General features: G+C 74.1%; 10 protein-coding genes. 2 read left to right on the top strand and 8 right to left on the bottom strand.

All coding sequences use genetic code 11. The annotated features are described in order from the left end of the window. Nucleotides 1–8: 8 nt before the first annotated feature. The 7 genes from OO67_RS04490 to OO67_RS04465 all read right to left on the bottom strand — a co-directional run bounded on the left by OO67_RS04490 (nt 9) and on the right by OO67_RS04465 (nt 6,500). Complete coding sequence (locus tag OO67_RS04490; protein ID WP_033297465.1) at nt 9–1,604, bottom strand: acyl-CoA carboxylase subunit beta; 1,596 nt, start codon at nt 1,602–1,604, stop codon at nt 9–11. Continuing rightward, on the bottom strand, nt 1,601–3,304 hold the full coding sequence (locus tag OO67_RS04485; RefSeq protein WP_033297463.1) for an acyclic terpene utilization AtuA family protein: 1,704 nt from the start codon (nt 3,302–3,304) through the stop codon (nt 1,601–1,603). The genes OO67_RS04490 and OO67_RS04485 overlap by 4 nt, the downstream gene beginning before the upstream one ends. Next, entirely contained in the window at nt 3,301–4,107 is an 807-nt protein-coding gene (locus OO67_RS04480) for a TIGR03084 family metal-binding protein (protein WP_033297461.1), read from the bottom strand. The genes OO67_RS04485 and OO67_RS04480 overlap by 4 nt, the downstream gene beginning before the upstream one ends. A gap of 119 nt (nt 4,108–4,226) precedes the next feature. Continuing rightward, nucleotides 4,227–4,559, bottom strand: coding sequence for a hypothetical protein (locus OO67_RS04475; RefSeq protein ID WP_033297458.1), 333 nt, complete (start codon nt 4,557–4,559; stop codon nt 4,227–4,229). Between the two features lie 88 nt (nt 4,560–4,647). After that, entirely contained in the window at nt 4,648–4,815 is a 168-nt protein-coding gene (locus OO67_RS38905; RefSeq protein ID WP_167748632.1) for a hypothetical protein, read from the bottom strand. A 127-nt stretch (nt 4,816–4,942) separates the two neighbouring features. Then, nucleotides 4,943–5,461: a DinB family protein gene (locus tag OO67_RS04470; RefSeq protein ID WP_033298674.1), complete on the bottom strand. Its 519-nt coding sequence runs from the start codon at nt 5,459–5,461 to the stop codon at nt 4,943–4,945. A gap of 79 nt (nt 5,462–5,540) precedes the next feature. Continuing rightward, a complete protein-coding gene (locus tag OO67_RS04465; protein ID WP_033297456.1) occupies nt 5,541–6,500 on the bottom strand; it encodes an EamA family transporter in 960 nt (319 codons plus the stop codon). Nucleotides 6,501–6,641: 141 nt separating this feature from the next. Here OO67_RS04465 and OO67_RS04460 point away from each other — a divergent pair, with 141 nt between their 5' ends. Beyond that, nucleotides 6,642–7,562 (top strand): LysR family transcriptional regulator, encoded by a 921-nt coding sequence (locus OO67_RS04460; RefSeq protein WP_033297454.1) that lies wholly within the window; start codon nt 6,642–6,644, stop codon nt 7,560–7,562. 74 nt (nt 7,563–7,636) lie between these two features. Further along, a complete protein-coding gene (locus OO67_RS04455; RefSeq protein WP_033298672.1) occupies nt 7,637–8,803 on the top strand; it encodes an EstA family serine hydrolase in 1,167 nt (388 codons plus the stop codon). Between the two features lie 15 nt (nt 8,804–8,818). Here OO67_RS04455 and OO67_RS04450 read toward each other — a convergent pair whose 3' ends face one another. After that, complete coding sequence (locus OO67_RS04450) at nt 8,819–11,593, bottom strand: FAD-binding and (Fe-S)-binding domain-containing protein (RefSeq protein WP_033297452.1); 2,775 nt, start codon at nt 11,591–11,593, stop codon at nt 8,819–8,821. Nucleotides 11,594–11,780 lie beyond the last annotated feature (187 nt).

Below are 11,780 nucleotides of genomic sequence, written 5' to 3'. Positions count from 1 at the left end.
CGGTTGCCTCACATCCGGAAGACGCCGAAGCCGCGCGCGCCTTCGACCGGTGCCGTATGGATCGCGGACAGGCACATCCCGAGGACGGTCCTGGTGTCGCGCGGGTCGATGACCCCGTCGTCGTACAACCGCCCCGAGAGGAACATCGGCAGCGACTCGGACTCGATCTGCTGTTCCACCATGGCGCGCAGCCCCGCGTCGGCCTCGTCGTCGTACGGCAGCCCCTTCGCGGCGGAGGAGGCACGGGCGACGATGGAGAGCACGCCCGCGAGCTGCTGGGGGCCCATGACGGCGGACTTGCTGCTGGGCCAGGCGAAGAGGAAGCGGGGGTCGTAGGCCCGGCCGCACATGCCGTAGTGGCCGGCGCCGTAGGAGGCGCCCATCAGCACGGACAGATGGGGGACCCGGGAGTTCGACACCGCGTTGATCATCATGGCGCCGTGCTTGATGATGCCGCCCTGCTCGTACTCCTTGCCGACCATGTAGCCGGTGGTGTTGTGCAGGAAGAGGAGCGGGATGTCGCGCTGGTTGGCGAGCTGGATGAACTGGGCGGCCTTCTGCGACTCCTCACTGAACAGCACGCCCTGCGCGTTGGCGAGGATGCCGACGGGGTAGCCGTGGAGGCGCGCCCAGCCGGTGACCAGGCTCGTCCCGTAGAGCGGCTTGAAGGCGTCGAAGTCCGAGCCGTCGACGAGCCGGGCGATGACCTCGCGGGGGTCGAAGGGGGTCTTGAGGTCACCGGGGACGATCCCGATCAGCTCGTCCTCGTCGTACTTGGGCGTCTCGGCGGGGCCCGGATCCGGGTGCGCCTTGCGCCAGTTGAGACGGGCGACGATCCGCCGGGCCTGGCGCAGCGCGTCGTGCTCGTCGAGGGCGTAGTGGTCGGCGAGGCCGGAGGTACGGGCGTGCATCTCCGCGCCGCCGAGCGATTCGTCGTCGCTCTCCTCGCCGGTGGCCATCTTCACGAGGGGAGGGCCGCCCAGGAAGACCTTGGACTGCTCCTTGATCATCACGGTGTGGTCGGACATGCCGGGGACGTACGCGCCTCCGGCCGTCGAGTTGCCGAACACCACGGCCACGGTGGGGATCCCGGCGGCGGACAGCCGGGTGAGGTCGCGGAACAGCGCCCCGCCGGGGATGAAGATCTCCTTCTGCGAGGGGAGGTCCGCACCCCCGGACTCCACCAGCGAGATGCAGGGCAGCCGGTTGGCGAAGGCGATCTCGTTGGCGCGCAGGGCCTTCTTCAGGGTCCAGGGGTTGGAGGCGCCGCCCCGCACGGTGGGGTCGTTGGCGGTGATCAGGCACTCCACCCCGGACACGGTCCCGATCCCGGTGACGAGGGAGGCGCCCACCGCGTAGTCGCTGCCCCAGGCGGCGAGCGGGGACAGCTCCAGGAAGGGGGTGTCCGGGTCGACCAGCAACTCGATCCGCTCGCGGGCGAGGAGCTTGCCGCGCCCCCGGTGACGGGCCACGTACTTCTCGCCGCCGCCCGCCAGGGCCTTCTGGTGCTCGGTGTCCAGCTCGGCGAGCTTCGCGAGCATGGCCTCGCGGTGGGCGGCGTACTCGGGTCCCGCGGTGTCGAGTGCGGTGGACAGGACGGTCATGCGTTCACCTCCGGTCGGTCCAGCAGCTGTACGGGTACGGGCACGTGCCGGGACCGCAGCCACTCCCCCACCGCCTTGGCCTGCGGATCGAAGCGCGCCTGCGCGGCGACGCCTTCGCCGAGGAGGCCGTGGACGACGAAGTTGAGCGCCCGCAGCCGGGGCAGGACATGGCGTACGACGGTGAGCCCGGCGGTCTCCGGCAGCAGCTCCTGGAAGCGGGCGACGGTCAGTTCGTGGGCCAGCCACCGCCAGGCCTCGTCCGTGCGGACCCACACCCCCACGTTGGCGTCCCCGCCCTTGTCGCCGCTGCGGGCTCCGGCCACGTACCCGAGGGGGACGGCGCGGGTGGGCCCGGCGGGCAGCGGTTCCGGCAGGTCTGGTTCCGCCACCTCGCGGATCTCCCGGTACGGGCCGGCCGTCGGGACGCGCACCCTGGTCCCGTCGGGTTCCACGGCGACGTGCTCGACCTCGCCCGCCGGCACGTAGGCGGCTTCGAACACCCCGTACGGCGCGCCCTTCCCGGGCGGGGCGGTCACATGGAATCCCGGGTAGCTGCCGAGCGCCAGCTCGACGGCCGCCCCGGACACGGCACGGCCGACCGCTTCCGCGTCCGGGTCGCGCACGACGAGCCGGAGCAGGGCGCTCGCGGTCTCCTCGGTGCCGGCGTCGGCCCGGTCGGTACGGGCGAGCTCCCACCGCACCTCGGCGGGGGCCGAGCCGGCGCGGTCGAGGGCGTCGGCGAACTGGTCGCGCACGAGACGGGCCTTGGCCTCGATGTCGAGCCCCGTCAGGACGAAGACGACCTCGTTGCGCCACCCGCCGAGCCGGTTGAGCCCGACCTTCAGCGTGGGAGGCGGCGCCTCGCCGCGTACGCCGCTGATGCGCACCCGGTCCGGGCCGTCCTGCGTCAGCGTGACGGTGTCGAGCCGGGCGGTGACGTCGGGTCCGGCGTAGCGGGCGCCGCCGGTCTCGTACAGCAACTGGGCGGTGACGGTGCCGGTGTCGACGACGCCGCCCGTTCCGTCGTGCTTGGTGATGACGCTGCTGCCGTCCTCGTGGATCTCGGCGAGCGGGAAGCCGGGGCGGCGGATGTCGTGGTCGCCGAAGAAGGCGTAGTTGCCGCCGGTGGCCTGGGTCCCGCACTCCAGGACGTGTCCGGCGACGACGGCCCCGGCGAGGGCGTCACGGTCCTCCGGAGCCCAGCCGAAGTGGGCGGCGGCGGGCCCGGTGACGAGGGCGGCGTCGGTGACCCGGCCGGTGACGACGACGTCCGCCCCGGCGCGCAGGCAGGCGGCGATGCCCCCGCCGCCGAGGTAGGCGTTGGCGGTGAGGAAGCCGTCGGGCACCGGGCGGCTGTCGCCCTCGACGTGGGCGACGCGCACGGGCACGCCGGTCCGGTCCGCCAGTTCGCGTACGGCGTCGGCGAGTCCGGCCGGATTGAGCCCGCCCGCGTTGGCGACGATCTTCACGCCCTTCTCGTGGGCGAGGCCGAGGTTCTCCTCCAGCTGCCGGAGGAAGGTCGAGGCGTATCCGCGCTTCGGGTCCTTGAGGCGGCTGCGGCCCAGGATCAGCATGGTGAGTTCGGCGAGGTAGTCCCCGGTCAGGACGTCCAGCGGGCCGTCGGTGAGCATGTCGCGCACGGCGTCGAAGCGGTCACCGTAGAAGCCGGACGCGTTGCCGATGCGCAGCGGCCGGGTCATCGGCCGGCCTTCCGGGGGCGGCCTGTTCCGGCGGGTCCGGCGAACGCCTGCGCGATGTCCAGCCACTGCCCGGCGTCGGGACCCACCGCCTCGACGGCGAGGTCGTCCCGGTGGGCGCGCTGGGTGACGAGCAGGCAGAAGTCGAGCAGCGGCCCGGTCACCCGCTGGGCGGCTTCCTCTGGCCCGTACGTGATCAACTCGCCGGTCTCGGTGCGCAGTTCCACCCGGAACTGCTCATCCGGTGGCTGCTGCCCCCGCACGAAGTAGGCGTAGTCCCTGGCCCGTACGCCGATCCTGGCGACGTGCCGGAGCCGGGCGGTCGGCTTCCTGGTCACGCCGAGCGCGTCGGCGACGTCCTGGCCGTGGGCCCAGGTCTCCATGAGCCGCGCCGTGGCCATCGAGGCGACGCTCATGGGCGGGCCGTACCAGGGCAGTTTCGTCCCCGCCGGCGCCGCGCGGAGGGCCTCCTGAAGCCGGGCCCGTCCCTCCCGCCACTCCACGAGCAGCGCTTCGGGCGCCAGAGCGGCGACGGCTGCTTCGGCCGCCTCGTCCACGAAGGTCCCGGGGGCGGCCAGCGCCTTCTCGACCTCCGCGGCGAAGGCGTCGGGCTCGGTGGCGGCGGTCAGGGCCACCTCGTCGGTCCAGTTGAGATGGGCGATCTGATGGGCGACGGTCCACCCTTCGGCGGGAGTCGGCGCGGCCCACTCGTGCGCGTTCAACCCCGCGACCAGCAGGTCGAGTTCGTCACCCTCCTCACGCATGTCGTCGAGCACGGCGGCGGTCACGGCCGATGCGTCGGGCACGGTGCGCTCCCCTCGGGGCGTGGCGGTGTGCCCCGGAGCATGCCAGTGGCCCACAAAACAAGCAAGCATGCTTGCATGATTTATTCGGGGCGGTGCGCACCGGATTTCCACCGGGCGGATCAGCCGGCCCGGCGGCCCGGAACGGAGGGCCGACGCACCGTCAGCACCACGGACTCGTCCTCCGCGTACCAGGAGTGACCGGCGCCCCGGCCCCGGACGACGTGGTCGCCCTGGCTTTCCAGCAGCGCGTCACGCCCGGGGAAGCGCATGCGGAAGCGGCCACCGAGGAGCACGAGCCGCGCCGTGCGCTCCTCACCACTCACCCACCGCGCCCGCTCGCCGCCCTGCGGGTGGACGCCCCACTTGATCTCCAGGGCCTCGCTGCGGCGCGGGTCCGAGTGGTCCTTGAAGTGGTCCAGCAGAGCGAGGTGGGAGCCCGGGGCCGAAGGCACCCGGCGTCCTCAAGGAGCGCACGCCCCCTGACACCCCGCTCCGCCGCGTTCCGGATCCTGCTTCGCGGCCGGCCGGCCGCCCGCGAGGTCACTCCGTGCGGTCGCCCTCGGCCTGGGAGGGTTCGGTACGGGGGACGTCGGGGTGGATCTCGGAGGCCGTGCCGCGCACGCCCGGCTCGTCGCTTTCGCCCTCGGCCTGTGAGGGGGTGTGCGAGTACAGCCCGTCGTACTCGTCGGTTCCCTTTGCGGATCCCATGCGCGGGCCTCCTTCCTCCGCTCCCTTCCATCGTGCCTCCCGCGCCCGCTCCCGGCGCGGTGACCGCGGCGGGAGCGGGGCCCACGGCCGCGCAACGGCGCCCGTGCCGGGCCCGGCAGTGCGCTCGCTACCGCCCCTTCGACGCCGCCTCGGCCATCTTCGCCGTGGTGCTGGCGCCGTCCAGCGCCTCGCGGATGATGTCGGCGTGGCCGCTGTGGTGGGCGAGCTCACGGAAGATGTGCCACAGGACGTGGCGGACGGTCCAGACGACCGGCTCCGGGGGCGACCAGGGGTACGAGGGCAGCGTGACCTCCCGGTCGAGGTCGGTCTCCTCGCGCACCGTGCGGTCGAACGCGTCCGCCGCCGAGTGGAAGGCCTCCAGCAGCCCGGCCACCGTCTCGGCGTCGGTCATCCGGTTGCCGTCGGGGTCGAGGTCCGCCCAGTCGACCTTGGCGGGGGCGGTGCCCTCGACGACGTCGAGCCAGCTGCGCTGCACGAGCCCGAGGTGCTTCAGGAGTCCCCCGAGGGTCAGCTCGCTGACCGTCGTCCGGGCACGGGCCCCGGCGTCGTCGAGTTCCGCGACGGTGTAGAGAAAGTTGGTGCGCTGATCGGTCACGAGCGCGAGCAGATCGTCGCGTTCAGGCATGTGTTCCTCCAGGTCGGCCATCGCGACCACCCTAGGATCGGACGCCCTGCCGCGCAGGCCGAACGCGGAAGCGGGGAGCTCACCGCTTCCGGGAGCCCCGCGTCTGGCTGCGCACCGCTCCCATGCTCGCCCCGATGACCAGGGCGATGGCCAGGGCGTCGGTCGACGACAGGGCCTGGTCGAGGATGAGGAAACCGGCCGTGGCCGCGATGGCCGGTTCGAGGCTCATCAGGACCGCGAAGGTGGGCGCGGGCAGGCGGCGCAGGGCCATGAGTTCGAGGGTGTACGGCAGGACGGAGCTCAGCAGTGCCACGGCGATGCCCAGGCCCAGCGTGGAGGGGACCAGCAGTTTCGAGCCCGCCTCCATGATGCCCAGCGGCAGCGAGAGAACCGCCGCCACCACCATGGCAAGGGCCAGGCCGTCCGCCTGCGGGAAACGGCGGCCGGTGCGGGCGCTGAAGACGATGTACGCCGCCCACATGGCGCCGGCGCCCAGGGCGTACGCCGCCCCGACCGGGTCCAGGCGGTCGAAGCCTCCGCCGCTGAGCAGGAGGACGCCGCCGAGCGCCAGTGCGGCCCATACGAGGTTGACCAGGCGTCGGGAGGCCACGACGGACAGGACCAGCGGGCCCAGTACCTCGAGTGTGACGGCCGCGCCCAGCGGGATGCGGTCGGCGGCCTGGTAGAAGAGCGTGTTCATGCCGCCCATGGCGACACCGAAGGCCACCACCGTGCCCCAGTCGGCGCGCGAGTGCCCCCGCAGCTTCGGCCGGCAGATGACCAGCAGGACGAGCGCGGCGGCGGCGAGACGCAGCGTGACGACGCCGAGCGCACCGGCCCGCGGCATCAGCAGGACGGCGACCGCCGCACCGAACTGGACGGAGAGTCCGCCGGCCACCACCAGCGCGACCGGGCCGAGCGCGGCCCTGCGGCCGCCGGGGCCGGCCGGCCGGCCGTGACCGGGCTCGTCGAGCGCGGACACCGCCTCGGGTACGGCAACGGCAGCGGCCGGCTCAGCGGCAGCACGCGGGTTGTTCACCGGGAACCTCTCATCAAGTCCATTAGGGTGCACTCTGGAGTTTACGATACTGCACCAGCCGGAGGCCGCTCACCTGTTCACCGTAGAGACCTGCGTGCTTCCCGTGAAATGCCGATTGCGCTCCCGTTATGCTCCAGGCGCATGAGCACTGGACAGGGCACCGGCAACGGCGGACGCCGCATCGAGGTCCGGCATCTGCGGGCCTTCCTCGCCATCGCGGACGAGGGCGGTGTCACCCGCGCCGCCACCCGGCTCGGCGTGACCCAGCCGGTCGTCTCCCGCACGCTGGCCGCCCTCGAGAGGCACCTGGGCGTCCGGCTCGTCGACCGGTCCACCCACCACCTCGCCCTCACCGCCGAGGGTCTCGCCTTCCGCGACAAGGCGGCCACAGCGGTCGCCGCCTTCGAGGAGGCTCTCGATCCCGGCCGGCTGCGCCACTGGCCGCTGCGGCTCGGGCACGCCTGGTCGGCGTTCGGCCCCTACACCACGCCGTTGCTGCGGACCTGGCAGCAGCGCCACCCGGAGACCCCGCTCGAACTGCTGCGGATCGACGACCGCACGGCCGGCCTCACCCGCGGCGAGGTGGACGCGGCCCTGCTCCGCGGGCCCGTGGACACTCCGGGGCTCGTCACCGAGGTGCTGTTCACCGAGGAGCGGGTGGCGGCCGTGGCAGCCGACGGCCCGCTCGCCGCCCGCGCCTCGTTGTCCCTGGCCGATCTGACCGGCGGCGCGGTCGTCCTGAACACCGTCTCCGGAGCCACCACGCCCGCCCTGTGGCCCCTGCACGCACGCCCCGCCGCCACGCTCACCGTCGCCAACACCGACGACTGGCTCACCGCCATCGCGGCCGGACGGGGCAGCGGGGTCTCGGGGGCGTCCACGGCGCAGATGCATCCGCACGCGGGGGTCACCTACGTGCCGCTGGACGACGCCCCGCCGCTTCCCGTCCTGCTGGCCCGCCGGGACGGCCCCGGTCATCCGGCGTTCCCCCGACTGGCGGCGCTCGCCCGGGAGATCGTGGCGCGCGAACAGCGGACGCCCCCCGGGAATTCCATCGAGTAGCGGGGAATGCGACTGCGCCGCACGGGAGTTGGGGACCGGTACCGATCGGGTCGATGATCTCCAGGGGGCATCTCATGACGGACACCGGCGACAGCACCATCGCCGTGCACGGCACGGTCGCGGCGGGCTTCGAGGGCGTACGGGAGGAGTTCGCCGCCGTACTGGCCGCGGACCACACCGAACCCGGCGGGCAGCTCGCCGTCCACCACCACGGCCGGCTGGTGGTGGACCTGTGGGCCGGGGAGGGCATCGCCGGGGACTCACTGCCCGCCGTGTACTCCTCGACCAAGGGCGCAGCCCATCTCGTCGTGGCCCTCCTCATCCAGGACGGCGTCATCGATCCGGACCGTACGGTCGCGTCGTACTGGCGGGAGTTCGCCGCCGAGGGCAAGGGCGGGCTGACCGTGCGGGAACTCATGTCGCACCGCTCCGGGCTGATCTGGGCGGACGGCGGATTCACCGTCGAGGAGCTGGCCGACGACCGGATCCTCGCCGCGCGGCTGGCGGGACAGCGGCCCTACTGGACGCCCGGCACGGAGTACGGCTACCACGCGCTGACGATCGGCGCCCTCACCGGCGAGGTGGTCCGCCGGGCGACCGGGCGTTCGATCCAGGAGATCTTCGAGGAGCGGGTACGTGCCCCGTACGGGCTGGACTTCCACCTGGGCCTGCCCGAGGCCCTCGAACCCCGCTACGTGAGCATCCGCCCCGGCGTGCCCACACCCGAGCAGGCCGCCGAGTTCGCGGCGAACCCGGTCGACCCGGACAGCCTGATGGCGGTCGCGTTCGGTTTCGCGGCCGACCCGCCCCTCGACCTGGTCGCCCTCGCCAACACCCGCGCGGTACGCGCGCTCGGCCCGGCCTCGGTCGGCGGGGTGGCCTCGGCGCGGGGGCTCGCGGGGATGTACGCCGCGGCGGTGTCCGGGCTGGGCGGCCGGGCACCCCTGCTCGAGCCGGAGACCGTCGCCGAGGCCGGCCGGGTGCGTTGGACGGGGGCCGATGTGGTGACCGCCGAGGCCGACGCCTTCGCCCTGGGCTTCGAGGCGTCGGGCAACCACTACCCGGCCCTGGGCGAGGGCTCCTTCGGCCACTCGGGAGCCGCCGGCTCGCAGGCGTACGCCGACCCCGCCAACGGCGTGGCCTACGGCTACACCCGCCGCCGCTTCGCCCTCCCCGGCGGCGCCGCCCCGGAGAACGAGCGGCTCTCCGCGGCGGTCAGCGAGGCCGTCGCGAAGCTCTGACACGGGCCGTCCCCGTCAGCCGTCGAGCCCCTCCGCCAGCACCTCGGCGAGGTGCCGGGCCCGGAGGCCCGTCAGCTGCTCCAGCTGGGTGCGGCAGGAGAAACCGTCGGCCAGCAGTTCCGTGCCGGGCCGCGCCGCCCGCACGGAGGGAAGGAGCTGGTCCTCGGCGCAGGCCACCGAGACGTCCCAGTGGCCCTTCTCGAAGCCGAAGTTGCCGGCCAGCCCGCAGCAGCCGCCGCTCAGCTCACCGGTCAGGCCCGCCTTCTCGCGGAGCCTGCGCTCGGCGGCGTCGCCGAGCACCGCGTGCTGGTGGCAGTGGGTCTGGCCGGCGACGCGGCGGTCCAGCCGGGGCGGCGTCCACTCGGGGGCGTACTCCTCCAGGTACTGCGCCAGGGTGCGTACGGAGGCGCCGAGTCCGGCAGCTCGCGGGTCGTCCGGGAGGAGCTCCGGCAGGTCCGTACGGAGGGTGGCGGCGCAGCTCGGCTCCAGGACGACGACCGGGGTCCCGGGGGCCGGTTCCATCCGGTCCAGGGTGCGGCGCATGACGGCACGGGCCGCGTCGAGCCGGCCCGTCGACACGTAGGTGAGGCCGCAGCACACGCCGCGGGCGGGCAGCACCGGCGTCCCGCCGGCCGACTCCAGGACCCGGACCGCCGCACGGCCGGCCTCGGGCGAGAGGTGGTCGGTGAAGGTGTCCGGCCACAGGATGACGGGTGGTCCGGCGGCCCCGGGGGCCCTTCGGGCGCGCGCCCAGGACCGGAACGTCTGCCGCGCCAGGACCGGGAGCGTCCGGCGCGGGTCGATGCCTCCGAGCCGCCTGACGAGGGCGGCGAGGGGTCCGATCCGTGCCAGGGCGTTCAGCGCGCCCGCGAAGGGGGCGGCCATGCGCAGCCATCGCGGCAGCCCGCCCATCGCGTAGTGCGCGGCGGGACGCAGGCGTCTCCGGTAGTGGTGGTGGAGGAACTCCGCCTTGTACGTGGCCATGTCGACGCCGGCCGGGCAGTCGGTGCGGCAGCCCTTGCAGGACAGGCACAGGTCGAGCGCGTCCCGCACCTCCGTGGACCGCCAGCCGTCCGTGACGACCTCGCCCGCGAGCATCTCGTGGAGCAGCCGGGCACGGCCCCGGGTGGAGTGGGCCTCCTCGCCGGTCGCACGGAACGAGGGGCACATCACATCCGGACCGGCCTTCTCCGTACGGCACTTGGCGACGCCCACGCATCGGCGCACCGCCGCCGAGAAGTCGCCGCCGTCGTTCGGGTAGCCGAAGGCCACGTCCACGGGGCGTCCGGGGAGCACGGCGAAGCGGAGGTTCTCGTCCAGCCGGGCCGGGCGGGCGAGGATGCCGGGGTTGAGGCCGCCGTCGGGATCCCAGAGGTCCTTGAAGCGCTCGAACAGGCGCACCATGTCGTCCCCGTACATCCGTGGCAGCAGCTCCGCCCTCGCCTGCCCGTCGCCGTGTTCGCCGCTCAGCGACCCGCCGTGGGCGACGACGAGGCCGGCCTGGTCCTCGGAGAAGCGGCGGAAGCGGGCCACGCCCTGCTCGGTCAGCAGGTCGAAGTCGATGCGCACGTGGATGCAGCCGTCGCCGAAATGCCCGTACGGGGTGCCGCGCAGGCCGTGTTCGGCGAGCAGGGCCCGGAAGTCGCGGAGGTACGGGCCGAGGCGGGCGGGCGGTACGGCGCAGTCCTCCCAGCCGGGCCACGCCTCCGTGCCGTCGGGCATCCGGGTCGCCGTGCCGGCGGCGTCCTCCCGGATGCGCCACAGGGTCCGCATCGCGGCGGGGTCGGTGACGACGGTGCCGTCCAGGGCGTCGGCGGCGCGCAGGATCCGTTCCGCGTGGGCACGGGCCTCGGCGGGGGTGGCGCCGCCCGTCTCGACGAACAGCCAGGCCCCGCCGCGTGGCAGGCCGGCCGGTTCGCGTACGAGGTCGGCGGCCATGCCCTCGACGGTGAGCGGGCCGTGGGGCAGCAGGCCGGGGGCGGCTTCGGCGGCGGCCGGCTCGTCGGCGTACCCGAGGACGGCGAGCGCGCGGGCGCCGGGCGTCTCGACGAGACGGACGGTCGCCTCGGTGACCACGGCGAGCGTCCCCTCGCTGCCGCAGAGGGCCCGGGCGGGGTCGGGGCCGTGCTCGGGGAGCAGTGCGTCGAGGGCGTATCCGGAGATACGGCGCGGGAGTGCGGGGAAGCCGGTGCGCAGGAGGGCGAGGTGGGCGGCGGCGAACTCGTGGAGGCCCGGCGGCGCGTCGGGCAGGCCCCGGCCGACGTGCAGGGCGTCGCCTCCGCCGTAGCGGACGACGCGCAGGCTGCGGAGGTTGTCGGCGGTGGTGCCCCAGGCCACGGAGTGCGACCCGCAGGAGTTGTTGCCGATCATGCCGCCGAGCGTGCAGCGGCTGTGGGTGGACGGGTCGGGGCCGAACGTCAGCCCGTGCGGGGCGGCCGCGGCCCGCAGGTCGTCCAGGACGACTCCGGGCTGGACGACGGCGGTGCGGGACACGGGGTCGAGGTCGAGGACGCGCCGCATGTGGCGGGTGAAGTCCAGGACGACCCCGGTGCCGGTGGCCTGGCCGGCGATGGAGGTGCCGCCGCCACGGGGCACGACCGGAGTGGCGTGCTCCCGGCAGATACGGAGGGTCTCGGCGACGTCCGCGGCATCGCGGGGGGCCACGACCGCCTGCGGGACGCGGCGGTAGTTGGACGCGTCCATGGTCGTGAGGGCGCGGGCGGTCGCGTCGGACTCCACGTCACCGTGGACGGCCTGGGCCAGGTCTCGGACGAGGTCGGTGGCGGACATGGGACCAGCATGCCGGTAGCGGGCCCGGGAGCGGCCGTCAAGCACGGGGCGGGTGCGGTCTTTCGCGCGGATGAGGCCGGGTCAGGGAGGGGGCCGGCGCGTGAGCCGGACGGGCCCGGCACGTGAGCCGGACGGGCCCGGCGCGAGAACCCGACGGGCCCGGCGCGGTGGGCCGGGGCAGGCCCGG

It is taken from the genome of Streptomyces atroolivaceus, from assembly GCF_000717025.1.
Classification (GTDB): Bacteria; Actinomycetota; Actinomycetes; order Streptomycetales; family Streptomycetaceae; genus Streptomyces; species Streptomyces atroolivaceus.
Note: the sequence above shows the minus strand (reverse complement) of the source record. Positions and strands in the feature narration are given on the sequence as shown.